Genomic DNA, 23,513 nt, shown 5'->3' with positions numbered 1-23,513 from the left:
GTGCAGGAGAGAGGCGGTATGACTCCCGGGTCAGTGACTGCTTTGACAGATTTGTTAATTGAGGTTCAATATGCTGACACAGTTGTTTTCTAACGCCTTGTATTTGCATGATGTCAGCCAGGCCATGATGCAATGTCGTCGGGTCTGCCGGGTGAATCGATAGCGCCTCTGATGAGGGCAGGATATGCATATGGTCGAATCGGTCGATATCTCTGTCGTGGTACCCGCCAAGGATGAGCGGGACAATCTGGCCCCGCTTGTCGGCGAAATAGATGCCGCCCTTGGGGGCAGGTTCGAGTACGAACTGATCTATGTGGACGATGGCAGTGTGGACGACAGCCATGTGGTACTGCGCGATTTGCAGACGCGTTTCCCCAGGCTGAAGGTGCTACGCCATGTCCATGCCGTGGGCCAGAGCATGGCGGTGCTGAGCGGAGTGCGCCACGGGCGTGGCGACTGGCTGGTGGTACTCGACGGCGATGGTCAGAACGATCCCGCCGACATTCCCGCCATGCTGGAGGAGGCGATGCGCCGTTACCAGAGCGATCCATACCAGGTGGGCCTCATCGGCCACCGGGTCAACCGCCGTGACGACTGGGTCAAGCGCCTCTCTTCAAAGCTGGCCAACGGCTTTCGCGATCTGCTGCTGCGCGACGGCATTCCGGATACCGGCTGCGGGCTCAAGGTGGTGCGTCGCGACTGGTATCTGAAACTGCCCGCCTTCAATCACATGCACCGCTACATCCCCGCGCTGATCCAGGCACAAGGGGGGCGCATGGCGCCCTGGCCGGTCAACCACAGGCCACGCCAGGCGGGCATCTCCAAATACGGGGTCTGGAACCGGCTCTGGGTCGGGCTGGTGGACGTGGTCGGGGTCTGGTGGTTGCAGCGCCGATCCAAGGTGGTTGAAATCGGGGAGATACTGGAGTGATGGACGCCTGGCTGTCTGCCCCCATCGACTGGCTGGACTGGACCGGGGTGCACGTCACCGGCTGGAAGCTGATCGGCTACACAGGGGCGCTGATGTTCGGCGGACGCTGGCTGGTGCAGTTTCTGGCGTCCAGGCGGGCGGGACGACCCGTCATCCCGCGCCTGTTCTGGTACATGAGCGTGATCGGCAGCCTGATGACGCTCAGCTACTTCACCTTCTCTCCCAAGCAGGACTCCGTCGGCGTGCTGCAAAACCTCTTCCCCACCTTCACCGCGCTCTACAGCCTCTATCTCGATATCCAGCATCGGGGCTGGCGGCGGGACAAGGCAGTGACCGGGGAGGCCCGTCATGGTGAGTGATCGCACCCTGCTCAATCAGACGTCCCTTGGCTGGTTGCTGCTGATCGCGCTGGTGGTGCTGGGGGCCGGGCTGGGTCTGCGGGATCCCTGGCCGGCGGACGAGCCGCGCTTCGCCCTGATCGCCCGGGAGATGGTGGAGAGCGGCCAGTGGCTCTTCCCCATGCGTGGCGGGGAGCTCTATCCGGACAAGCCGCCGCTGTTTATGTGGGGGATCGCGAGCGGTTATGTGTTGACTGGCTCCATCAAGGTGGCCTTTCTGCTGCCCTCCCTGCTGTCTGGCTTGCTGACCATCTTGCTGGTGTGGGATCTGGGGCGCCGCCTGTGGGATCCGGCGACGGGATTTCTGGCGGGCTTGCTGCTGCTCTTTACCGTCCAGTTTACCCTGCAGGCCAAGACGGCCCAGATCGACGGCCTGGTCACCTTCTTCATCACCCTCGGTCTCTATGGTTTTCTGCGCTTCCTCCTCTGTGGTGGCGGGTGGCGCTGGTACTGGCTCGGCTGGTTTGCCGCGGGGCTTGGCGTCATCACCAAGGGGGTGGGAGTACTGGCCCTGCTGGTGCTGCTTCCCGCGCTCTGGACCCACAGGTCGCAAATCCGCGCCGCGCCCTTGTCAGCCTGGCTGAAGGCCCTGCTCGGGCCGCTGGCCATGGCCCTGGCGATGGGCCTCTGGCTGGTCCCCATGCTGGAGGCCGTGACCCGAAGCGGAGATCCCCTCCTGCTGGCCTACAGAGACAACATACTGCTGCGCCAGACGGTGACTCGCTATACCAGCGCCTGGCATCACGTCAAACCCTTCTGGTACTACCTCACCTCGGTGATCCCGCCGTTCTGGCTGCCGCTCTCCCTGCTGTTGCCCTGGCTGGTGGTGGCCTGGCGGCGCGCCATCCGGGCGCAGGACAGGCGTATCCTGCTGCTGCTGGGTTATCTGGTGCTGGTGGTGCTGTTTTTCTCCTGCTCGCCGGGCAAGCGGGGCGTCTACATCACGCCCGGTACGCCCGCCCTGGCGCTCCTGACCGCACCCTTCATCGGCACCCTGCTGGTCCGGGTCTGGCCGGGGCGACTGCTGGCCGGGCTCGGCTGGCTGCTGGGGGGGCAGGGCTGGTGGGGGCTCTGGTGCTGGCATTTAGCGACAGAGTGGCCAGCCGTCTGGGGGAATTGGGGCCGGATCCCTGGCTTCCCCTGCTGGTGCTGGGGGGATCCTTGCTGCTGATCAATGCCTGGCTTCGCCGGGCGCCACTGACCGCCATTCTCAGCTCCCTGGCAGTGGGGTGGCTGATCTACTCCTGCTGGATCAGCGTGCGCCTCAACGAGGTGCGCACCCCTCAGGGGGTCATGGCATTGGCGGCGCAGAAGGTGCCTGCGGGGGATGAGCTGCTGCTGGCGGGCTTCAAGGAGCAGCATCTGCTGTTTAGCCTGCAACCAGTGAAACATTACCCTTATCTGATGGGAGACGGGGAGCAGGCTCGGGAAGCTGCCGCCTGGATAGGGGCTGCCCCCGGGCGCTGGGTACTGGGGAGCGCCGACCTGATGGTGAGGTGTTTTGACCCCGCGAAGATGGAAAATCTCGGCAACCGTCACCGCACCGACTGGCTGCTGGCAGGCCCGCAGGCCCTCAAACCCGCCTGTCGTGGGCTCTCCCCCACCATGGTGCCCTTCAGCTATACCCCTTCATCCTGAGCGCAGGGTCTGAGCCAGGGGACCCTGCCACCTCGCCTGGCTCAGACCCGGTAGTAGTCCCGATACCAGCGGACAAAGCTGTCTACCCCTTCCTTGAGCCCGATACGGGGGCGATAGCCCGTGGCGTCGAACAGCGAGCGGGTGTCGGCCCAGGTGGCGAGCACGTCGCCGGGCTGCATGGGCAGCATGTTGCGGATGGCCCGTTTGCCGAGGGCCGCCTCGATGGCATCCACGAAGTCCAGCAGCCTGACCGGGCTGCCGTTGCCGATGTTGAAGAGGCGATAGGGGGCCGGGCTGGCGTCCGGGGCCCCCTGCCAGTGGGCATCGCCTGCGGGGGGGCTGTCTGCGATGCGCACTATCCCCTCGACGATGTCGTCGACATGGGTGAAATCCCGGCTGAGCTGGCCCTGGTTGTAGAGGTCGATGGGGTCGCCGTTCAGGATGGCGTGCACGAACTTGAACAGGGCCATGTCGGGCCGACCCCAGGGGCCGTAGACGGTGAAAAAGCGCAGCCCGGTGGTGGGCAGGCCGTAGAGATGGGAGTAGGAGTGGGTCATCAGCTCCCCCGCCTTCTTGCTCGCCGCATAGAGGGAGACGGGATGATCCGCCCCATCGGACGGCTTGAACGGCATCTGTTCGTTCAGCCCGTAGACCGAGCTGGAGGAGGCATAGACCAGATGTTGCACCCGGGTCTGGCGACACCCCTCCAGCACGGTAAGGTGGCCGGTGAGGTTGCTGTCGGCGTAGGCGAAGGGGTTGTCCAGGGAGTAGCGCACCCCGGCCTGGGCCCCCAGATGGATCACCCGGTCAAACTGCTCGTGGGCAAAGAGCGAGGCCATGGCCGCGCGGTCCGCGAGATCGAGGTGTTCGAAGCGAAAGCCGGGTAGAGGCGTGAGCAGGGCGAGGCGCGCCTCCTTGAGACTCACCGCGTAGTAGTCGTTGAGGTTGTCTATCCCCACCACCTGATGGCCGTCGCCACAGAGCCTGCGCGCCACATGAAATCCGATAAACCCGGCGGCGCCGGTGACGAGGTACTTCATCGCTCCTCCTGATGAGCCAGGCTGTCGCCACGGCCGATGGCATAGTAGGTGAAACCGCGCTGGCGCAGACGGGCCGGATCATAGAGGTTGCGGCCGTCGAAGATGATGGCCTGCTTCAGGGTCTGGCGAAGCAGGTCGAAATCCGGTGCGCGGAACTGTTGCCACTCGGTGCAGACGAGCAGGGCATCGGCCCCCTGAAGGGCGGCTTCCTGGGTGTCGCACAGGGTCAAGTCCGCCCGCTGGCCATAGAGGCGGGCGGCCTCGGTCATGGCCTCGGGGTCGAACGCCTGCACCTGGCCTCCTGCCGCCCAGATCGCCTCCATCAGCACCCTGCTCGGGGCTTCGCGCATGTCGTCGGTATTGGGTTTGAAGGCGAGTCCCCATAACGCGAAGGTGCGCCCCGACAGACTGGCACCAAAATGGTGGTGCAGCCGGGTCATGAGCCTGTGCTTCTGCGCCTCGTTGACCCGCTCCACCGAGCGCAGCAGGGGGGTCTCGCACCCCGCCTCCTTCGCGGTGTGGATCAGCGCCCTGACATCCTTGGGGAAGCAGGAGCCGCCATAACCGCAGCCCGGGTAGATGAAGTGGTGGCCGATGCGCGGATCGGCACCGATACCCTTGCGCACCTCCTCGATATCGGCGCCCAGGGCTTCGGCCAGGGTGGCCATCTCGTTCATGAAGGAGATGCGGGTCGCCAGCATGGCGTTGGCGGCGTACTTGGTCAGTTCGGCGCTGCGTGCATCCATCCGCAGGATGCGGTCTCGCTTGCGGTTGAAGGGGGCGTAGAGCTCCTCCAGCAGGGAGAAGGCGTGATCGGAGTCGGTGCCGATGATGATGCGATCCGGCCGCAGGCAGTCGGCGACGGCGGCGCCCTCCTTGAGAAATTCGGGGTTGGAGACCACGTCGAGCGGAAGATCGAGACCACGGTCGGCGAGGCGCTCCGCAATGTGTCGCCGTACCCGGCTGGCGGTGCCGACAGGCACAGTGCTCTTGTTGACCACCACCTTGCCCCCTTGCATCAGGCGGCCTATGGTGTCCGCCACCGTCATCACCTGATGGAGGTCGGCGGACCCGTCCTCGTCCGGCGGCGTTCCGACCGCGATGAAGATAAGCTCGGCAAACTCCACCGCCCGTGCCGGGTCTGTGGTGAAGATCAGGCGACCGGCCTGATGGTTGCGCTGCACCAGGGGGGCGAGACCGGGCTCGAAGAGGGGAATGCGCCCCTCTTTCAGGCCCGCGACCTTGTCGGCATCCACATCCACGCAGGCCACCTTGTGACCCATCTCCGCCAGTACGGCGGCCTGAACCAACCCGACATAACCTATTCCGAATACGGTGACTCTCATCCGCTGTTGTTCCGCTGGCAGTGACAAGCGACTCATTCTAGAACGATTCGGGCGCGGGGGCAGCGGCCCGTTTCAGGTTTTTCAGCATCAGGCCGGCGGTGAGTGTGGGACATTTTGGTGCAAGGATTGTAACGCCTGGATGACGCGCACCATTTTGGCGCGTGAAGGGCGGGACTTGTGATCCATCTCACTCAAATTGGAGACTGTCGGCATAACGAAGCCCCGGTTAACGGGGCTCGCTCCGCCCGACGGGCGGCTAACACTCTCTTGCTTCGCGACTGGATACCTGGTTATGGACAACACTTCACGCTCTGCGCACCCGCTCTATGAGGATGTGCTCGCCTTGCTGACCGCAGCAGGCTTCGTTTCCCTCGGCATCTTCCTGTTCCATCAGGTCGGCCTGCTCACCGGTGGCACCGCCGGCCTGGCGCTGCTGCTGCAACAGGTGACCGGCATCAGCTTCGGCCTGCTGTTCTTCGCCATGAACCTGCCTTTCTATGCCCTGGCCTGGCTCAGAATGGGGCCGCGTTTCACCCTCAATACCTTTGCCGCCGTGGCCACCGTCTCATTCATGACGGATCACCTCAACGCCGTGCTGCAAATCGGCAAGATCGAACCCGTCTATGCGGCGCTGATCGGCGGCACCCTGATCGGCATGGGGCTGCTCATCATGTTCCGCCACAAGGCGAGCCTGGGGGGCTTCAACATCCTGGCGCTCTTCATTCAGGACAGATGGGGTGTGCGGGCAGGTAAGCTGCAAATGGGGCTAGATTGCGCCATCGTGGTCGCCTCTTTCTTCGTGGTCTCCCCCTGGCTGCTGGTGCTTTCCGTGGTGGCAGCCATCATCTGTAATCTGGTGTTGACACTCAATCACAAGCCGGGACGCTACCAGATAGCCTGATGTGCCCGTGGGAGTTGCCCTGCAGGTCAGCCCAGGGCTGGATACCGCAAAAAGACAGAGCGCCTGATGGCGCTCTGTTGCTATCTGCCCTTGGGTGTCACACCACCATGGGGACGCCGCTCTCGGGGTGGTGGATCACCTGTGCGGGGTAGTCGTAGAGGCGCGCGATGAGCGCTGGGGTCAGCACCTCGCCTGCGCTGCCGTCAGCCATCAGCCTGCCCTGCTCCAGCATCACCAGCCTATCGGCGTAGCGGGCTGCCAGATTGAGATCGTGCAACACCACCAGCACGGCGGTATTGCGACCGGCCAGTGCTCGGGCCATGGCGAGCAACTGGTGCTGGTATTTGAGATCCAGCGCAGAGGTGGGCTCGTCCAGCAGCAGCAGCCGCGCTTGCTGCGGTTCCTCCGGGGCCTGCCAGATCTGGGCCAGCACCCGGGCGAACTGCACCCGTTGACGCTCCCCGCCGGAGAGGCCGGGATAGAGGCGGTTTGCCAGATGGTCGACCCCGGCGTGGGTCATGGCGGCGCGGACTATCTCGTCGCGCCGGCTGGCAGGCTCGCTGTGGGGCAGCCGGCCCATGGCCACCACCTCTTCGCACAGGAAGGGGAAGCTCAAGGAGGAGCTTTGCGGCAGCACACCGACCCGGTGTGCCAGAGCGTTGTCGGCCCACCCCCTGCGGGTCTGGCCGAACAGGTGGATCTCCCCTTCATGTTCCAGCTCGCCGGTCAGGCACTTGAGCAGTGAGCTTTTGCCCGCCCCGTTGGGACCGAGCAGGGCGGTCAGGCTGCCGGCATGCAGGTCGAGATCCAGGCTGTCCAGGATAAGCCGGTTGCCACGACTGAGGCGAAGACCCCGGCAACTGAGCAGGGGGGAGGGGGATCCGGGCAAAGTGACGATCTCCTGTTACAGGGTTCGGCGGCTCTTGACCAAGAGCCAGATGAAGAAGGGGGCCCCCAGCAGGGCGGTGATGATGCCGACGGGCAGCTCGGCCGGTGCGAGCAGGGTGCGTGCCAGCATGTCGGCCCCCAGCAGCAGGCCAGCCCCCAGTAGGGCAGACAGCGGGAGCAGGCGGACATGGTTGGGACCGGCCAGCAGCCGTACCAGATGGGGAACCACCAGGCCGACAAAGCCGATCATGCCCGCCACGGCCACCGCCACGCCGACACCGGCAGCGGTGAGCAGGATGAGGCGACGCTTCAGCGTCTGCACGTTCACCCCCAGATGCCGTGCCTCTCCCTCTCCCAGCAGCAGGGCGTTGAGGGGATTGGCATCGCGCATGAACAACAGCAGTAGGGCGGCCAGGGTCAGCAGCGCCAGCGTCACATCGACCGGCTTGCCTGCCGCCAGGGAGCCCATCTGCCACAGGCTCAGGTTGCGCAGCATCTGATCGTCCGCGAGATAGGTGAGCAGTCCGATGACGGCGCCGGAGAGCGCCGTGATGGCCACCCCGGCCAGCAGCATCACGGTGACCGAGGTGCCCCCTTCCCGGGTACCCAGCAGATAGACGAGGGTGGTGGTGAGGGCTCCGCCGAGAAAGGCGAGCAGGGGCAGCAACCCCAGGCCGAGCAGGCTCTGCAGGTGCGAGCCCAGCGGGGCGAGCAGCACGATGGCCAGGGCCGCGCCGAGTGCCGCGCCACCCGACACCCCTATGATGCCGGGGTCTGCCAGGGGGTTGCGAAACAGTCCCTGCATCACGGCGCCGCAGAGGCCGAGAATGCCCCCCACGGCGATGCAGAGCAGGGTTCGTGGCAGACGGATCTCCTGCACGATCAATAATTTGTGAGCCTCAATCCCGCTCTGTGGTCCGGCAAACAGGGCGCGCAGGCTCTCACCAAGGGAGAGGGACATGGGGCCGGTCGCGAGGGACCCGACCAGCAGCAACGCCAGCGCGCAGCCGGTCAGGGCGAGCAGCCAGGGCAGAGGCAGGCGCATCAGGAACCCTGCTTGATCCACTGGGCGATCTGGTTCGCCTGTTGCAGGGAACGAAGGCTGAGGCCCCCTTGCAGGGCATGTCCGTCGATGGCGTGGATAGCCTTGTTCTTGCCTGCCGGGGTGGCTGACAGGGCGGGCACCTGACTCAGGACGGCGTCGGGATCCTGATACTGCTGCCAGTCGCGGCCGCTCACCAGCACCAGATCAGGTTGCAGCTCGATGAGGGATTCGGTGGAGACGGGCTTGTAGTCGTGGAGCCCAGCCACCGGATTGACGCCGCCCGCCAGGGTGACGAGGGCGCTGGCGGTGGTGTTGCCACCGGCGATGCTGGTGGGCTGACCCTTGTGCAGCAGCAGGAAGGCGACCTTGAGGGGCTTGTTCTGCTTCGCCTGCGCCGCCAGGGTGTCGCTCTGGGCGGCAATCTCCTCCTTGAGCTTGCTCCCTGCCGCCTGGTCACCCAGGAGATGGGCCAGGGTGTCGATACGCTCGTTGAGGTTGGCCAGCGTAGGGGCTGTGGCCATGACCTCGACCTTGACGTTGGCACGGCGCAACTGATCAAGCGTGCTGTTCGGGCCCATCTCGTCGCTGCCGACCACCAGGGTCGGAGAGAGACTCAGGATCCCTTCGGCGGCGAGGGCACGGTGATAGCCGACCTTGGGCACGCCTCTGGGCTCCGGACTGCTGACATCGGTGGCGACCAGGCTCTGCTCGCCCCCCAGTGCCAGGATGAGTTCCGTGGTGGCCGGGCCTATGCTGACGATACGCTCCCCCGCCATGACGGATGGGGAAGAGAGGGAAAGGGCACAGCCGAGCAGGCTGAATGCGAGGGCAAAACGACGGCCCATGCGAACCTCCGAAGGGTGAATGAAATAGGGTTGCCGCCGAGAATATCAAGTCGTCCATCAAAATGCACTGAGAATGAAAGCGATTATCAATTGCGTTACTTGGGGCGCTTTATTACAGTATCCGCCGCGACACCGAGCACCATCGCCAGATCATCCAGGGAGAACCGATGAGCATTGCACAACGCATTCACGCGCTGCTGGAGCAAGACCCGAGCGCCCACCCGTCCACCCTCGCCACCGAGCTGGCCGTCAGCGAGTGGGAGGTGGTACGCCATCTGCCTGCCGCCCTGATGACGCCAGTGCCGGCCGGGGAGGCCGAAGCCCTGCTGGCGGACCTGTCCAGCTGGGGGCTGGTGACCACCATCGTCGAATCCGATGGCTCCATCTTCGAGGTGAAGGCTCCCTTCCCCAAGGGCAAGAACGCGCGCGGCTACTACAACCTGATGGGGCGGGACGGCGAACTGCACGGCCACCTCAAGCTCGACAACGTGGCGGGCATCGCCCTGGTCAGCAAGCTCTTCATGGGCAAGGAAGGGCACTCCTTCCAGTTCTTCGGCCACAGTGGCCGCTGCATTTTCAAGATCTACCTGGGCCGGGACGAGCAGCGTCAACTGCTGCCTGAGCAGGTGGAGCGTTTCATGGCCCTGCGCCGTCAGTATCAAGAGGAAGTGAAAGCATGAGTGAACGTCAGGAGCGCCTGCAAAACCGCCTGCAACCGGAGATCCGCGAGTTCCGCGACGGTTGCCGTACCCTGCAGCTCGCCACTGTGGATGGCGAAGGCAACCCCAATGCCAGCTATGCCCCCTTCGTGCTGCAGGAAGATGGATACTATGTGCTCATCTCCGAGATAGCTCGCCACGCCCGCAACCTGCAACAGGTGCCCAAGGTATCGCTGATGCTGATCGAGGACGAAACCGGTGCCCGCGAGCTGTTTGCCCGCAAGCGTCTGACCTTCGATGCGGTCGCCGAGGTGGTGGCCCGCGACGACGCACGCTGGGAGAAGGCCGTTGCGGCGCTGGAAGGGCGCTTCGGCGAGATAGTCAAAGGGCTCTCCAACCTCAAGGACTTCGTGCTGTTTAGGCTCAAGCCCGAGCAGGGGCTGTTCGTCAAGGGATTCGGTCAGGCGTTCCGTGTCTCCGGCGACGAGCTGGTGGACTTCGTTCACCTGGTGGAAGGGCACAAACGCATCGACAACGGCGCCGAGCTGACCAGCCCGGCGGATGAACCCGTTTGAGGGGACAATCAGCGAGATGAGAAACGGGCAGCATGGGCTGCCCGTTTTGTTGTTATGTCCCGGGTTACTCCTGCCAGCCTGCCTGGTTGGGGAAGGCATCGCGATCGGCCTGGCTGGCGCTTTCGTTGCATTCCCCGCGGATCTTCCAGGAGGTCTGGCTGAGGACGATATAGCCGCTTCGGCAATACTTGCGCGTGGCCAGCATCTGGGTGAGCTGCTCGTCCTGCAGGGCTTCCCGGCGTTCCAGCAGGCTCTTGTCGCGGCGGCTCAGCCGGTTGTCATCTCCCTCCTGCAACCGGGTTGGCAGGACGTCGAGAGGGGCGGCCTCGAAGGTGAAGCGCTTGCTCCCGTCGTCGCTGATATGGGTGTGGAACAGGGGGGCCGGGCCATCGGGTGCTGCCCCCGGCAATCCGGAGCAGGCGGTGAGCGCCGGTAACAGCAGCGTGAGGGCAACGGCAGAGAGTAGACGCACACAAGACTCCAATCGGGTGTTCACATCAGGACGGGCAGCTTAACACGCCCGCTCGGGTTAAATGGTGGCCAGCAGCTCATCCGTCGTGAGCAGGGTCACGCTTCTGCCTTGAGGCAGGCTCAGATGCTGCCACATGAAGTGGTGGTGCTGGATGATCTGCTCCGCACTCAGGTGCGGCCTGTCCGCCGTGGTATGGGCGTCGGTCACCGCAAAGGCGTCAAAGCCCCTGGCGGCGGCGCTGCGCAACGTGGTATCGACGCAAAAGTCGGTGGCACAGCCGCAGATAAGCAGTCTGTCTACCGACTGCTCTGCCAGCAGGAAGCCGAGCTCGGTGTCGAGGAAGCTGTCACAGGCGGTCTTGCGCACCCGGCTGTCGTGGGGAGACGGGGCAAGATCGGCGTGCAGTTGCCAGCCCGCACTGCCAGGTTCCAGCTCGGAACCCGGTTCGTCGTGTTGCACATAGATGACCCGTCCGTGTTGGCCCCGCACGCGATCGGCCAGACGATTGATGTTGGCGATGACCTGGGCATCCTGATGGCGGGGGTTATCGAACAACCCCTGTTGCATGTCGATGACGAGTAACTCATCCATATGAAATCCTTGGGCTATTTTGAGGGTTGCAACCATTGGCTGCAGTCACGGCTTCGGGATTGATGCAGTGCGCCCATATCTTGCTTCATTTCCTTTGCATTTAGCCAGCGTTCCGGCAGGGGAGCGATGTGGACCCTGACATCTGCGTCTCTCCCGGGGGCTGTCTCGTCACCGGTTTGCGGCACGATGAGCGCCACCTTGAGTGCCGGATTGCGGCTGGCGATGCGACTGGCGATCCCGAGTCCCCCCTCCACGTGGAAGTTGCCTGCGATATGCATGATGCGCCTGCCGGGATGCTTGCCCAGATAATCCACCATGCTTTCGGCCATGGTGTCGTCCCAGCTGGTCTGGGCGGCGAAGCGACGGGCATTGCCGTCCGCATCCCCATGGTGCATGGAGGCCATGAACTTCTGGCGGTAGCCGTCATCCCCCAGAGTCAGCTCGCGGGCAAGCTGGCTGCGGCGATTGGCCGGCAGTTTGTCGAGCCAGGCCGGTCCCTCCTGACCGACGCAGCTCACCAGGGGTTTGGGGGCATTGGCGGCGATCACTGGCAGGTGTTGCGCCTTGGCGAACTCCACCAGAGGGCGGTAATCACTCTGGTAGTTGGGCCAGGCATGGCCATCTCGAATGAGGGCCGATTCGCCGATGCGTCCGGCCAGGTAGGCATCCAGCACCGGCTGATCGGCGCGGCTGAACTGCTCCATGGAGAGTACCAGGGCCCGGCCATCGGCTTGCGATATCTCGTCAAGCCCTGCCAGCAGACGGGCCTGCAACAGATGGATGGCTGGATGAGTGTGAAGCTCCCCCACCAGCACGATATCGGCATCCGCCACCCGCGCCACCGCCTGCTCGAAGGTCAGCGCCTGCCCCTGGGCCGTATCGAGCCGTGCGTGATAGAGGGTCTCGGGTGGGGTGTTCTGCGGCGTGGTGGTGCAGGCGGCCAGCAGCAGGGGCAGGGCGAGCAGGGGGAGTCGTCGGATCATGGTTACTCACTCAAGAAACAGGGGATGGGAAAAGGCTGCACCATGGGATGGCGGCATGGCGAGCGAAAAAGTGGCGCCAGTGTAAGGGGGAATGACGATGAAGTGAAATGAGAATGATTCACTTTATTATTGATCTTTGTCTCTGGCGGGGTAATATGCCTCCCGCTTGATAATAATTCTCAATAAGGACTTTGCAGTGGCGCACAACAACACCCCCCCCCTGATAGCCCTCGCCGTGGCGGCCGGGCTGATCTCCCCCACTTTCGCCGCAGACAAGAAAGCCGATGAAGTCATGGTCGTCAGCGGCTCCCGGATGGAACAGAAGCTGGAAGATGTTTCCGGTCCCATCGCCGTCATTACCTCGGAGCAGATTGAAGAGCAGGTCGTCAGCAACGTCGCCGATCTGTTCCGCTATGAGCCCGGGGTGAGCGTGCAGGGAGGCGCAGGAGATGCCCAGACCTTCACCATTCGCGGCATGAGCGAAAACCGGGTCAAGGTGGTGCAGGACGGTGTGCGCCAGAACGATGCCTACAAGAACGGCGGCGTGGGTCAGACCTACTTCGACACCGACATGATTAAGCAGGTGGAAGTGGCCAAAGGGCCGGCCTCCGCCGCTTACGGTTCCGATGCCCTGGGAGGCGTCATTGCCATCACTACCAAGGATGCTGGCGACTTCCTCAAGGGCAGCGACAGCTATCTGGATGCGACCACGGGTTATGCCTCCAGCAGCCACCAGAGAATGGCCGGCATCACGGGTGCGCTGCGCACCGGGGATGTCGAGAACCTGCTGCGCTACACCTGGCGCGATGGCGGTGTCACCCAGAATTATGACGGCGACAAGAACGAGTTCGACATCGTCAGCCAGGCCGTGCTGTTCAAGAGCAAGTGGAATCTCTCCGATGATCAGTTCCTGAAACTGACGGTGGATTACTTCACCGAGGGGCAGGATCCGGATGCCATCGATCTGACCAAGGCGGGCTCCGTCTTCAACCAGCCCATTACCGACAAGGAGACCGACAACCTCTCCCTGGTACTGGATCATGGCCTCGCCCTGAACGCCCCCTGGGCGGATCGCGTGGACAGCAAGATCTACTACAGCCGCGCCAAGCAGACCCTGGATCAGTACGCTTCGTCCAAGTATCCGGTCATGCCGGGCAACCCCTATGTGACCAAGAACTCCCTAGATCACAACGGTTTCGAGCAGGAGAGCCTGGGCGCCCAGGTGAAGTTCAACAAGGCGCTCGCCAGCCAGCGTCTGGCCTGGGGCCTGGAATACGAGCACACCGACAACGAGCGCACCCGCTTCAAGGGGCCGACCGTTCCGGGTGACTTCGTCGGCTACAACGAGCTGAGCTTCCCCTCCACCACCAGCGAGCGCAGTGCGCTCTGGGCCTTTGACGAGATCAAGTTCGGCGAGCGTTGGGTGCTGACCCCGGGCGTGCGTTACGACTACTACAAGATGACCCCGGACGAGGATCCCGCCTACACCGGCGAGAACATGAAGAAGATCTCCGAAGGGGAGTTCTCTCCCAAGCTGGGGCTGGTATTCAAGGCGCACGAGGCGGCGAACCTGTTCGCCCAGTACAGCCACGGCTTCAAGGCGCCCATGTATGACAACGCCTTCTCCACCCTGAACCACCAGGCGTATGGCTATCGCATCGAGCCCAACCCGAACCTCAAGCCAGAGAGCAGCGACGGCATCGATCTGGGGGTGCGCGGCAGCCGTGGCGGGTTCAGCTATGAAGTGGCCACCTTCTACAACAAGTTCGACGACTTCATCGAGCTGACGGCCGTGGGCACCGAAGGCCGTACCGCCCTCTATCAGTACCAGAACCTGGACAAGGCGACCACCAAGGGGGCCGAGGCCAAGGCGGATTACTGGTTGAACGAGCTGGTCAACGTCTGGGGCAACCTGGCCTACATCGAGGGCAAGGATGGCGAGGGCAACTACATCAACAGCCTGAGCCCCCTGAACGGCAGCGTCGGGGTGCGTCTGGAGCAGCCGAACTGGAACATCAACACCGCATTGCGCTTTGCCGACGACATGGACAAGGTGGGCAAGGATGCGCGAGGCAACGACAACATCAAGAGCGCAGGCTGGGGCGTGGTGGATCTCTATGCCCAGTTCAAGCCGGTGCAGGACCTGCAGCTCAACGTGGGGGTGTTCAACCTGTTTGACAAGGAGTACGTGAGCTACGAGAGCATCACCGGCCTTGCCGCCACCGCAGATACCAGCAAGCAGACCGAGCCTGGCCGCAACCTCAGTGCACGGGTCAAGTACGTGTTCTGATGGTCGTCGACCAGCATGAAGGAAAAGGGGACCTTGGGCCCCTTTTGTCATGAAGGTCGGCGTCTGCAAAAAAGAAACCCGCCAGGGGCGGGTGGAAGGATTGCAACACTCATCAGGAAGCGGTGTTACCCAATAGACAGGGGGATGTGACAAAGGTTCAACTTTATTGATATTTATGGTTTTTATCTGTCATGCCGCCTGGGGATCCCCGCCCCGAAATCGGTTATCATTTGTGCCCCTTGTCATGCAGCCCGAGCCTCTATGCCCGCGTTCTCCTGGTTAGCCCTGTTTTTTGGTGCCTTCTACTTCGTTTATGGCGCCTATCTGCCGTTCTGGTCGCTCTGGCTGGAAGGCATCGGGGTGAGGACTGAACAGATAGGGCTGTTGCTGGGGGTGGGCATGGCCATCCGTTTTGCCGGCAACCTGATGGTGATGGGGCGAGTCAAGGGTGCCGGCCAGTTGCTGCCCGTCACCCGGCTGCTCTGTCTGCTGAGTCTGCTGGCCTTCCTCGGTTTCTATCTGGGCCACAACCTCTGGTGGCTGGTGGTGCTGACCCTGGCGGCCAACTTCATCTACCCGACCCTGATGCCCATGGGAGAGGCGCTTGCCACCCGTATGGTGGTTCAGACCCACCTCGACTACGGCAAGGTGCGGCTGTGCGGCTCCTTTGCCTTTATCGTCGCCTCCACCCTGGTGGGGGCCCTGGTGGGCAACTTTGGCAGCGACTGGGTGCTGCACACCATGGTGGCCGGGTTGCTGATCATGCTGGGGCTCAGCCTGCTGCCGCTGCGACCCGCCCCCCAGGAGCTGCAAGGGGAGCGGGCCAAGGCCTCGCTGCTCGTCACGCTCAGGTCGGCCCCGGTGCGCCGCTTCCTGCTCATCACCGCCCTGCTGCAGGGGAGCCACGCGGCCTACTACGGTTTCAGCGCCATCTACTGGAAGAGCGCCGGCTACAGCGGCACCCTGATCGGGTATCTCTGGGCTCTGGGAGTAGTGGCGGAGATCGCCATGTTCGCCGCGGACAAGCGCTTCCTCCAGCGCTTCGGCGCCCAGACCCTGTTTCTGGTAGGGGCCCTTGGCTGCGTAGTGCGCTGGGTGCTGCTCGGCAGTTCTACCGACCTGGCGGTGCTGGTGCTCGGCCAGCTGCTGCACGGGGTCACCTTCTGCGTCAGTCACCTCGGCGCCATCCGCTTCATGACCCGCCAGTTGCCCGCGGAGCAGCAGATCCCCACCCAGGCGCTCTATGCGGCCCTGGGCCTTGGCATGACGGTGGCGGCCCTGATGGCGATCTGCGGCGTGCTGTTCGAGCCGCTGGGAGGCGGCATCTTCTTTATCATGGTGCTGGTAGTGCTGCCGGTCTTCGTGTTGCGGCTGCGTGAAGAGAGCCCTGAACAGGGCCGATGACACAGGTCTGCCGGTCTCTGGCGCGGCAGGCCTCCGACTTATCTGGACAAGGGAAGTAGAGAGATGCACCAAGGATGGCTGCTGATCGGGTTGTCGCTCGCCTATCTGGGCTTGCTGTTCCTCATCGCCTATGTGGCGGACAAGAACAAGCGCCGTCGCCCCAAGGGGCAGCCTCTGCTCTACAGCCTGTCCCTGGCGGTCTATTGCACCTCCTGGACCTTCTTCGGCACCGTGGGCCAGGCCAGCGAATCCCCCTGGTCGCCGGTGCCCATCTACCTGGGCCCCATGCTGGTGTTTCTGTTTGGCTGGCGCCTGCTGGCCCGCCTCATCCTGGTGGCCAAGCGCGAGCACATCACCTCCATCGCCGATTTCATTGCCGCCCGTTATGGCAAGTCCCAGCGCCTGGCCATGGTGATCAGCCTCATCGCCGTCATGGGGATACTTCCCTATCTGGTGCTACAGCTCAAGGCGATCGTCACCGGGCTCGATCTGCTGATGGCCAACAGCACGGGGGTCAGTCCCACCAGCAACATGGCGGAGCTGGCGCTGGGGGTCACCCTGCTGCTGGCCCTGTTCAGCATTCTATTCGGCACCCGCAACCTGGATGCCACCGAGCACCACAGGGGCATGGTGGTGGCCATCGCCTTCGAGTCCGTGGTCAAGCTGCTCGCCTTCATGGCGGTGGGGGGCTTTGCGCTCTGGCTCATCATCGCCAGACCGAGCGAGGCGCGTACTCTGGCGGCGGGCGACTTCCTCGATGCGGTGGTGGCGGTGACGCCGGGCAGTCTGCTGGAGCTCGCCATCTACACCCTGATCGCCATGTGCGCCGTCATCTGCCTGCCGCGCCAGTTTCACGTGACCGTGGTGGAGAACAACCAGGGGCAGGATCTGCACTGGGCCCGCTGGATCTTCCCCCTCTATCTCTTCCTGATGGGGCTCTTCATCTGGCCGCTGGCGCTGGCAGGCAAGCAGTGGGTCGGGGCAGATATGGCCTCGGACACCTATGTGATAAGCCTCCCCATGTCCCTCGGATTCGACGGCATGGCGATGCTGGCATTTCTCGGCGGCACCTCGGCGGCCACCGGCATGGTGATCGTCTGCACCATCGCCCTGGCCATCATGGTGAGCAACGATCTGGTGTTGCCGGTCCTGCTGCGCCGGGTCTGGCAACAGGGGCGGGACGAACGCCTGATGCGGTTGCTGCTGCAGGTGCGTCGGGGCGCCATCTTGCTGATTTTGCTGGCGGCCTGGGCGCTCTATCTCTGGCTCGGGGATCTCACCAGTCTGTCACGCATCGGTTATCTTTCGTTCGGGGCCGTGGCCCAGTTCGCACCGGCCCTGCTGCTCGGCCTGTACTGGCGTCATGGCAATCGCAAGGGCGTCTATCTCGGACTCTCCCTCGGGGTCAGCCTCTGGTTCGTGACCCTGCTGGCGGAGAGCGGACTGCTGGCAGGCTCCCCCCTCGAAGCCCTGCTGGCGCCCCCAGACTGGCCAGCGGTGCGGGATCTGAGCCTGGGGGCCTGGTGCCTCTTCCTGAGTCTTCTGCTCAACCTCGCCGGCTATGTGGCGGGCTCCCTGCTGTCACGGGCGGCGGTGAGCGAGCGGCTGCAGGCAGCCAACTTCGTCGGCAAGACGAGCCGGGATACCTCGGCGCTCTATCAGGCGCGGGTCTCGGTGAAGGAGCTGGAGATGCTGGCGGCCCGCTTCGTCGGTTCCAGCCGCGTCAAACGGGCCTTCGGCCGCTTCGCCGGCGAGCGGGGAGGCACCCTGGCGCCCCAGATGCAGGCCTCCGCCGAGCTCATCGCCCACACGGAGCGACTGCTGGCCGGGGTATTCGGTACCTCGTCCGCCCGCCTGGTGCTGGCCTCTGCCCTGCAGGGACGCAACATGCAGCTCGAGGAGATCGCCACCATTGTGGACGAGGCCTCCGACATGTTCCGCTTCAACCGCGGCCTGTTGCAGGGGGCAATCGAACACATGGGCCAGGGGATCTCCGTGGTGGACAGGGAGCTCAGGCTGGTGGCCTGGAACCGACGCTACATCGAGCTGTTCTCCTATCCCCCCGGTCTCATTCAGGTGGGCCGTTCCATCGAGGAGATCATCCGCTACAACGCCGGACAGGGGCTGTGCGGCCAGGGAGACATCGAGGCCCAGGTGGCGCGGCGGGTTGCCTTCATGAAGCGTGGCAGCCCCCATGTCTCGGCGCGGGAGCGTCCCGATGGCCGGGTCATCGAGATGCAGGGCAACCCCATGCCTGCGGGGGGCTTTGTCATGACCTTTACCGATATCACCCCGTTCAGGGCGGCGGAGCGGGTGCTGCGGGAAGCGAACGAGCACCTGGAGGCGCGGGTGGCCGAGCGCACCCACGAGCTCTCCGAACTCAACCGCCAACTGCTGCTGGTAAACCAGCAGGTGGAGCGGGCCAACCAGTCCAAGAGCCGGTTCCTTGCGGCGGTGAGCCACGACCTGACCCAGCCGCTGAACGCGGCCAAGCTCTTTACCTCCTCCTTGCTGGAGATGCTGCCCCCGGAGGACGAACCGGCCCGCATCGCTCGTCACATCGACGACGCCCTGGGGGCGACCGAGGATCTCATCACGGATCTGCTGGACATCTCGCGCCTCGAGGCGGGCAAGTTCAAGGCGAAGAAGCTCGATTTCGCCCTGAGCGATGTGCTGGACAATCTCAAGGCGGAATTCGGCGTGCTGGCCCAGGCCGGTGGGATCCAGTTCTCCGTGGTGGAGAGCCGCCTTGCGGTCTACAGCGATGTGCGCTTGCTGCGGCGGGTGTTGCAGAACTTCCTCACCAACGCATTTCGCTACAACCCCGGCGGTCGGGTGCTGCTTGGCTGTCGCCGCATGGGGGAGAAGGTGCGCATCGAGGTGTGGGACAACGGCCCCGGCATCCCGGAGGGCAAGCAGGAGGCGATCTTCGACGAGTTTTCCCGCCTCGATCACTCCCGCACCGCCAGGGAGCAGGGGCTTGGCCTCGGGCTCGCCATCGCCCGCGGCATTTCGCTGGTGCTGGGTCATCAGCTCTCCCTGCGCAGCTGGCCCGGAGCGGGGTCCGTCTTTGCCATCACCCTGAACCTCGCGACCCGGCCCGTCATCCCCAGCCAGGTGACGACCCCGGCCCTGCGAGACAGTCAGCTGGAAGGGGTCAGGATCCTCTGCATCGACAACGAGGAGGATATCCTCATCGCCATGGCCTCGCTGCTGGGACGCTGGGGCTGCGAGGTGCGCTGTGCCCAGAGCCTGGAGCAGGCGGAGGAGATCATCGGCGGCGGCTTCCTGCCTGCGCTGGTGCTGTCGGACTATCACCTGGATGACGGCAAGACCGGGTTGCAGGCGCTGCACATGATCAGGCTGGCCCACGGCAACGGTATCGGCGGCATCATCATCAGTGCGGATCGCAAGAGCGAGTTGCAGGCACAGATCCGTGAGCACGGCTTTGGCTACGTGAGCAAACCGGTCAAACCTCTCAAGCTGCGCGCCCTGATGAACAGCCTGCTGATGCCGGTTCAGTGACTGGTCTCACAGAATCGAGCATTGGCTGAACATTTTTTTGATGCCATCCAGGCGCCATGATCGCCGATGATGGCGCCTCTTTCGTCGCCATTTGCCGAGCTTGGTGATAATTGAGTCTTGTTGGGTGTCACTTTTGGCAGGTGGCGGCCGAGCGACTCTCCTCTATAGTCATTCGGCGATTATTTTTGTCGCAAATCAAGTTGTGCAAAAAGGCAAACCGGATGAAAGTCCGGGACGCAAAGCTTCCGGTCTAAGGGTCTGCGTACCTAGGATAGCGGGGCCACCACAGGTTGTATCGTCCATGGGCCAAGCCATGGTTGCGATGTTGTCTGCGTTACCTGGCAGGTTGCGTTGCCTTTTTCGTTGTTAATTCCAATAACGAAATAAGGAAGTTCAAATATGTTAAGTCCAAAACTTTCCCTGCTGGCGCTTCTGGTCGGGGGGCTTTGCACTACCTCCGCCTTCGCCGCTGCCCCGGGCAAACCCACCATTGGCTCCGGCCCCACCAAGTTTGCCATCGTTGAAGTCAATCAGGCCGCTTCGGCCTACAACCAGCTGGTGACCGTCCACAAGGATGGCGCTCCCATCAGCGTGACCTGGAACCTCTGGTCCGGTGACGTCGGACAGACCGCCAAGGTACTGCTCGACGGCAAGGAGGTGTGGTCAGGCCCGGCCTCCGCCGCGGGTACTGCCAACTTCAAGGTCACCAAGGGGGGGGCGTTACCAGATGCAGGTGGCCCTGTGCAACGCCGATGGCTGCACCCTCTCCGACAAGAAGGAGCTGATGGTCGCCGATACCGACGGCAGCCACCTGGCGCCGCTTAACGCACCCCTCCAGGAGAACAACAAGCCCTATGCCAACAAGTCCGGCAAGGTGGTGGGGGCCTACTACGTGGAGTGGAGTGTCTATGGTCGCAAGTTCACCGTGGACAAGATCCCGGCCCAGAACCTGACCCACATCCTCTACGGCTTCACCCCCATCTGCGGCGGTAACGGCATCAACGACAGCCTGAAAGAGATCTCCGGCAGCTTCGAGGCCCTGCAGCGTTCTTGCGCCGGTCGCGAAGACTTCAAGGTCTCCATCCATGATCCCTGGGCGGCGATCCAGATGTCCCAGGGCAACCTCAGCGCCTGGGATGAGCCCTACAAGGGCAACTTCGGCAACCTGATGGCGCTCAAGCAGGCCCGTCCGGACCTCAAAATTCTGCCCTCCGTCGGGGGATGGACCCTCTCCGATCCCTTCTACTTCCTGGGTGACAAGACCAAGCGCGATACCTTCGTCGCCTCGGTCAAGGAGTTCCTGCAGACCTGGAAGTTCTTCGACGGCGTGGACATCGACTGGGAGTTCCCGGGTGGCCAGGGGGCCAACCCCAACCTGGGCGGCTCGAACGATGGCGCCACCTATGTGGTGCTGATGCAGGAGCTGCGCGCCATGCTCGACGAGCTGGAAGCCGAGACCGGTCGCCAGTATGAGCTCACCTCGGCCATCAGCGCCGGCGGCGACAAGATTGCCAAGGTGGATTATCAGGTGGCCCAGCAGTACATGGACCACATCTTCCTGATGAGCTACGACTTCAGCGGCGCCTTCGACCTGAAGAATCTGGCCCACCAGACCAACCTCTTTGCCTCCAGCTGGGATCCGGCCACCAAGTACACCACCGACAAGGGCGTCAAGGCGCTGCTGGGTCAGGGGGTGGCGCCGGGCAAGATAGTGGTCGGTGCAGCCATGTACGGCCGCGGCTGGACCGGGGTGAGTGGCTACCAGGCCGGTAACCCCTTCACCGGCACCGCCACCGGACCTGTGAGCGGTACCTGGGAAAATGGCGTGGTGGATTACCGCGACATCGTCAACAACCGCATGGGCGCAGGCTGGGTGCAGGGCTATGACGAGGCGGCCGAGGCCCCCTATGTCTTCAAGGCCGGCAGTGGCGACCTCATCACCTTTGACAACGACCGCTCGGTCAAGGCCAAGGGGCAGTACGTGCTGGCGAACCAGCTCGGCGGTCTGTTCGCCTGGGAGATAGACGCGGACAACGGCGACATCCTCAACGCCATGCACGAGGGGCTGGGCCACGGCGAGGGTAGCCTGCCGCCGGTCAACAAGCCGCCGGTGGCCAATGCCGGCAGCGATCTGAGCGCCACGGGCCCGGCCGAGGTGACCCTCAATGGCAGCGCCTCCCACGATCCGGAAAACGGCGTGCTGACCTACGGCTGGAAGCAGGTCTCTGGCCCGCAGGCGACCCTGCTCGATGCCACCCAGGCCAGGGCCCGCGTGGTGCTGGACGCCGTCAGCGCCGACATCAACCTGGTGTTCGAGCTGACCGTGACCGACGATCAGGGCCTGACCGCCAAGGATCAGGTGGTGGTGACCAACAAGGCACCGCAGCCGAACCTGGCCCCCGTGGTGACGGTTCCGGCCACCGCAACCGTCGAGTCCGGCAAGCAGGTGAGCATCCAGGCCAGCGCCTCCGATCCGAACGGCGACACCCTGAGCTATCAGTGGAGCCTGCCAGCGGGTCTCACCGCCACCGGTCAGAACAGCGCGACCCTGGTGGTCACGGGCCCGAGCGTCACCAGCGACACCGCCTATGACCTGACCCTGGTGGTCACCGACGGGGCGCTGGATGCCAGTGCCACCACCCGCCTGACCGTCAAGCCGGCCAGCACCGGAGGCGGCTGCAACGCGACCGATCCGGATGCGGCCAACCATCCGGCCTGGAACGCCAGCACCGTCTACGTTTCCCCCAATACGGTGAGCCATAACCAGCTGGTGTGGGAAGCCAAGTACTGGACCCAGGGCAATGAGCCGAGCCGCACCGCCGATCAGTGGAAGCTGATAAGTCAGGTACAGCTTGGATGGGATGCAGGGGTGGCCTACAACGGCGGTGATTTCACCAACCACAATGGCCGCAAGTGGGAGGCACAGTACTGGACCAAGGGCGACGAGCCCGGCAAGGCCGCCGTCTGGGTCGATCAGGGCGCGGCGAGCTGCAACTGATCTGCCGTGAAGAAAAATGGGGCCGAGGGCCCCATTTTTGTCTTGCTGCGTGGTTGGGTGTCTCTTCCCTGTCAGGGAAAAGGCGCACTCGCTTTGTCAAAAAGGCCCGTCAGGGCCTTTTTTCATGGTATGTCACCGGTTCACAGCGGTTTTTGCCACAGGCTGAGCAGCAGATCCTGCTCGAGGGCGTCGGGCCCCTGGAGGGTGAAGGCGTGGCGCTGCTCGCCGCTGGCACGCCAGCCGAGGCGACTGGTCTCCAGAATGTGCTCGCGCAGGCCCTGATCCAGCGCCGTACTGAACTGGGCGCGTTGCTGGGCAACACTGACGAGCCCGGTGAAGGCGGGCCAGCTCAGGGGATGTTCCATGCTCACCGGATTGAGGCTGACGCGCAATTGCCACTGATGGCGAGGGCCTGGCTGCACGTGGAGCAGATAGCCGCCCGGCGCCAGCCAGCTGACCAGGAGTTCCGTCTTGACCTTGAGGTCGTTGACCAGTAGCACCTGGGCCGTGCCAGGCAGCAGCGGGGCGCGCGCCGGGTCGGCGATGACGAACTGGCCTTCCGGTTGCGCCTTGTTGGCGGCGAAGATGGCATTCTTGGCCAGATCGAAACCGCCGACCTGCCAGCCGGGCAGCCGCTCAGCCAGGGCGCGGCAGTAGTACCCCTCGCCACAGCCGAGGTGGACAAGCTCGCGCTCGCCAAGAGGAGCGAGCAGGTTCGCCATGGCGTCCACCAGAGGCAGTTGGTGGCCTTGTTCCAGGAAGCGACGCTTGGCGCGCAGCAGGGCCCGGCTGTCGCTGTCCTTGGGGTTCTTCTTGCCAGGGATGAGGTCCAGATAGCCTTCTGGTGCGGGATCGAAGTGGTGCTTGTTGTCGCAATAGACCCCGCGGGAGGCGGCATGAAGGTGCAGGGGGCTGCGGCAAAGGGGGCATTGAAGGTGCATAGGAGTTCTCTTGGCGAAGGCCATGACGGCGGGGCGTTCGGGA

19 protein-coding genes, 1 pseudogene and 1 riboswitch are annotated in these 23,513 nt (G+C 63.9%); of the genes and pseudogenes, 11 read left to right on the top strand and 9 right to left on the bottom strand.

Annotated elements, in window-relative coordinates:
• Positions 1 to 190 precede the first annotated feature (190 nt).
• Genes C3F36_RS05790 through C3F36_RS23765 form a run of 4 tightly spaced genes read left to right on the top strand, consistent with a single transcriptional unit; the run spans position 191 to position 2,967 of the window.
• Positions 191 to 931 (top strand): glycosyltransferase family 2 protein, encoded by a 741-nt coding sequence (locus tag C3F36_RS05790; protein WP_104454688.1) that lies wholly within the window; start codon positions 191 to 193, stop codon positions 929 to 931.
• Complete coding sequence (locus C3F36_RS05785; RefSeq protein ID WP_039040033.1) at positions 931 to 1,290, top strand: lipid-A-disaccharide synthase N-terminal domain-containing protein; 360 nt, start codon at positions 931 to 933, stop codon at positions 1,288 to 1,290. The genes C3F36_RS05790 and C3F36_RS05785 overlap by 1 nt, the downstream gene beginning before the upstream one ends.
• A complete protein-coding gene (locus C3F36_RS05780; protein ID WP_233759720.1) occupies positions 1,280 to 2,500 on the top strand; it encodes an ArnT family glycosyltransferase in 1,221 nt (406 codons plus the stop codon). Before C3F36_RS05785 ends, C3F36_RS05780 begins: the two co-directional genes overlap by 11 nt.
• A complete protein-coding gene (locus C3F36_RS23765) occupies positions 2,404 to 2,967 on the top strand; it encodes a hypothetical protein (RefSeq protein WP_233759719.1) in 564 nt (187 codons plus the stop codon). The genes C3F36_RS05780 and C3F36_RS23765 overlap by 97 nt, the downstream gene beginning before the upstream one ends.
• 41 nt (positions 2,968 to 3,008) lie before the next feature.
• Here C3F36_RS23765 and C3F36_RS05775 read toward each other — a convergent pair whose 3' ends face one another.
• The gene (locus C3F36_RS05775) at positions 3,009 to 4,007 is read right to left on the bottom strand and encodes an NAD-dependent epimerase (RefSeq protein WP_104454687.1); all 999 of its coding nucleotides are present in this window, start codon (positions 4,005 to 4,007) and stop codon (positions 3,009 to 3,011) included.
• Positions 4,004 to 5,353: a UDP-glucose dehydrogenase family protein gene (locus C3F36_RS05770; RefSeq protein ID WP_104454686.1), complete on the bottom strand. Its 1,350-nt coding sequence runs from the start codon at positions 5,351 to 5,353 to the stop codon at positions 4,004 to 4,006. The genes C3F36_RS05775 and C3F36_RS05770 overlap by 4 nt, the downstream gene beginning before the upstream one ends.
• 292 nt (positions 5,354 to 5,645) lie before the next feature.
• On the opposite strand from C3F36_RS05770, the gene C3F36_RS05765 reads away from it, so the two are divergent.
• A complete protein-coding gene (locus tag C3F36_RS05765; RefSeq protein WP_010673223.1) occupies positions 5,646 to 6,254 on the top strand; it encodes a YitT family protein in 609 nt (202 codons plus the stop codon).
• A 97-nt stretch (positions 6,255 to 6,351) separates the two neighbouring features.
• On the opposite strand, the gene C3F36_RS05760 is transcribed toward C3F36_RS05765, so the two are convergent.
• Genes C3F36_RS05760 through C3F36_RS05750 form a run of 3 tightly spaced genes read right to left on the bottom strand, consistent with a single transcriptional unit; the run spans position 6,352 to position 9,032 of the window.
• A complete protein-coding gene (locus C3F36_RS05760) occupies positions 6,352 to 7,143 on the bottom strand; it encodes a heme ABC transporter ATP-binding protein (RefSeq protein ID WP_042016790.1) in 792 nt (263 codons plus the stop codon).
• Between the two features lie 15 nt (positions 7,144 to 7,158).
• A complete protein-coding gene (locus C3F36_RS05755; RefSeq protein ID WP_039040072.1) occupies positions 7,159 to 8,190 on the bottom strand; it encodes a FecCD family ABC transporter permease in 1,032 nt (343 codons plus the stop codon).
• The gene (locus C3F36_RS05750; protein WP_103260746.1) at positions 8,187 to 9,032 is read right to left on the bottom strand and encodes a heme/hemin ABC transporter substrate-binding protein; all 846 of its coding nucleotides are present in this window, start codon (positions 9,030 to 9,032) and stop codon (positions 8,187 to 8,189) included. The genes C3F36_RS05755 and C3F36_RS05750 overlap by 4 nt, the downstream gene beginning before the upstream one ends.
• A 167-nt stretch (positions 9,033 to 9,199) precedes the next feature.
• Here C3F36_RS05750 and hutX point away from each other — a divergent pair, with 167 nt between their 5' ends.
• Positions 9,200 to 9,712 (top strand): heme utilization cystosolic carrier protein HutX, encoded by a 513-nt coding sequence (gene hutX / locus C3F36_RS05745; protein WP_104454685.1) that lies wholly within the window; start codon positions 9,200 to 9,202, stop codon positions 9,710 to 9,712.
• Positions 9,709 to 10,266 carry a heme utilization protein HutZ gene (gene hutZ / locus C3F36_RS05740; protein WP_010673228.1) on the top strand — a complete coding sequence of 186 codons (558 nt, stop codon included), beginning with the start codon at positions 9,709 to 9,711 and terminating at the stop codon, positions 10,264 to 10,266. Before hutX ends, hutZ begins: the two co-directional genes overlap by 4 nt.
• Before the next feature lie 64 nt (positions 10,267 to 10,330).
• On the opposite strand, the gene C3F36_RS05735 is transcribed toward hutZ, so the two are convergent.
• Genes C3F36_RS05735 through C3F36_RS05725 form a run of 3 tightly spaced genes read right to left on the bottom strand, consistent with a single transcriptional unit; the run spans position 10,331 to position 12,312 of the window.
• Positions 10,331 to 10,738, bottom strand: a complete 408-nt coding sequence (locus tag C3F36_RS05735) for a hypothetical protein (RefSeq protein WP_010673229.1) — start codon at positions 10,736 to 10,738, stop codon at positions 10,331 to 10,333.
• A gap of 57 nt (positions 10,739 to 10,795) precedes the next feature.
• The gene (locus C3F36_RS05730; RefSeq protein ID WP_104454684.1) at positions 10,796 to 11,329 is read right to left on the bottom strand and encodes a cysteine hydrolase family protein; all 534 of its coding nucleotides are present in this window, start codon (positions 11,327 to 11,329) and stop codon (positions 10,796 to 10,798) included.
• Positions 11,330 to 11,343: 14 nt separating this feature from the next.
• Entirely contained in the window at positions 11,344 to 12,312 is a 969-nt protein-coding gene (locus C3F36_RS05725) for a ChaN family lipoprotein (RefSeq protein WP_104454683.1), read from the bottom strand.
• A gap of 196 nt (positions 12,313 to 12,508) precedes the next feature.
• Between C3F36_RS05725 and C3F36_RS05720 the strand changes: the two genes are divergently transcribed.
• The 4 genes and pseudogenes from C3F36_RS05720 (at position 12,509) to C3F36_RS05705 (ending at position 22,529) form a co-directional block, all read left to right on the top strand.
• Positions 12,509 to 14,602 carry a TonB-dependent hemoglobin/transferrin/lactoferrin family receptor gene (locus C3F36_RS05720; protein ID WP_104454682.1) on the top strand — a complete coding sequence of 698 codons (2,094 nt, stop codon included), beginning with the start codon at positions 12,509 to 12,511 and terminating at the stop codon, positions 14,600 to 14,602.
• A 261-nt stretch (positions 14,603 to 14,863) separates the two neighbouring features.
• Positions 14,864 to 16,006 carry a 3-phenylpropionate MFS transporter gene (locus C3F36_RS05715; RefSeq protein ID WP_104454681.1) on the top strand — a complete coding sequence of 381 codons (1,143 nt, stop codon included), beginning with the start codon at positions 14,864 to 14,866 and terminating at the stop codon, positions 16,004 to 16,006.
• Positions 16,007 to 16,069: 63 nt separating this feature from the next.
• Positions 16,070 to 19,531 (top strand): hybrid sensor histidine kinase/response regulator, encoded by a 3,462-nt coding sequence (locus C3F36_RS05710; protein WP_104454680.1) that lies wholly within the window; start codon positions 16,070 to 16,072, stop codon positions 19,529 to 19,531.
• A gap of 201 nt (positions 19,532 to 19,732) precedes the next feature.
• Positions 19,733 to 19,819, top strand: a riboswitch (cyclic di-GMP riboswitch).
• Positions 19,820 to 19,930: 111 nt separating this feature from the next.
• Positions 19,931 to 22,529 (top strand): annotated as a pseudogene (locus C3F36_RS05705) (glycosyl hydrolase family 18 protein).
• Positions 22,530 to 22,669: 140 nt separating this feature from the next.
• Here the strand turns inward: C3F36_RS05705 and C3F36_RS05700 are convergent.
• Complete coding sequence (locus C3F36_RS05700; RefSeq protein WP_104454679.1) at positions 22,670 to 23,470, bottom strand: putative RNA methyltransferase; 801 nt, start codon at positions 23,468 to 23,470, stop codon at positions 22,670 to 22,672.
• Between the last annotated feature and the right edge of the window lie 43 nt (positions 23,471 to 23,513).

It is taken from the genome of Aeromonas sp. ASNIH2 (genome assembly GCF_002934795.1).
Taxonomy (GTDB): domain Bacteria; phylum Pseudomonadota; class Gammaproteobacteria; order Enterobacterales; family Aeromonadaceae; genus Aeromonas; species Aeromonas caviae.
The sequence above is the reverse complement of the archived record's forward strand: the minus strand, read 5'-3'. Positions and strand labels throughout refer to the sequence as shown.

What these genes read in the sequence shown, in the direction of transcription:
- C3F36_RS05790 (WP_104454688.1), top strand. Translation starts at nt 191, where the DNA reads ATGGTCGAATCGGTCGATATCTCTGTCGTGGTACCCGCCAAGGATGAG.
- C3F36_RS05780 (WP_233759720.1), top strand. Translation starts at nt 1,280, where the DNA reads ATGGTGAGTGATCGCACCCTGCTCAATCAGACGTCCCTTGGCTGGTTG.
- C3F36_RS05775 (WP_104454687.1), bottom strand. Translation starts at nt 4,007, where the DNA reads ATGAAGTACCTCGTCACCGGCGCCGCCGGGTTTATCGGATTTCATGTG.
- C3F36_RS05700 (WP_104454679.1), bottom strand. Translation starts at nt 23,470, where the DNA reads ATGCACCTTCAATGCCCCCTTTGCCGCAGCCCCCTGCACCTTCATGCC.
- hutX (WP_104454685.1), top strand. Translation starts at nt 9,200, where the DNA reads ATGAGCATTGCACAACGCATTCACGCGCTGCTGGAGCAAGACCCGAGC.
- hutZ (WP_010673228.1), top strand. Translation starts at nt 9,709, where the DNA reads ATGAGTGAACGTCAGGAGCGCCTGCAAAACCGCCTGCAACCGGAGATC.
- C3F36_RS05770 (WP_104454686.1), bottom strand. Translation starts at nt 5,353, where the DNA reads ATGAGAGTCACCGTATTCGGAATAGGTTATGTCGGGTTGGTTCAGGCC.
- C3F36_RS05750 (WP_103260746.1), bottom strand. Translation starts at nt 9,032, where the DNA reads ATGGGCCGTCGTTTTGCCCTCGCATTCAGCCTGCTCGGCTGTGCCCTT.
- C3F36_RS05785 (WP_039040033.1), top strand. Translation starts at nt 931, where the DNA reads ATGGACGCCTGGCTGTCTGCCCCCATCGACTGGCTGGACTGGACCGGG.
- C3F36_RS05715 (WP_104454681.1), top strand. Translation starts at nt 14,864, where the DNA reads ATGCCCGCGTTCTCCTGGTTAGCCCTGTTTTTTGGTGCCTTCTACTTC.
- C3F36_RS05710 (WP_104454680.1), top strand. Translation starts at nt 16,070, where the DNA reads ATGCACCAAGGATGGCTGCTGATCGGGTTGTCGCTCGCCTATCTGGGC.
- C3F36_RS05765 (WP_010673223.1), top strand. Translation starts at nt 5,646, where the DNA reads ATGGACAACACTTCACGCTCTGCGCACCCGCTCTATGAGGATGTGCTC.
- C3F36_RS05725 (WP_104454683.1), bottom strand. Translation starts at nt 12,312, where the DNA reads ATGATCCGACGACTCCCCCTGCTCGCCCTGCCCCTGCTGCTGGCCGCC.
- C3F36_RS05730 (WP_104454684.1), bottom strand. Translation starts at nt 11,329, where the DNA reads ATGGATGAGTTACTCGTCATCGACATGCAACAGGGGTTGTTCGATAAC.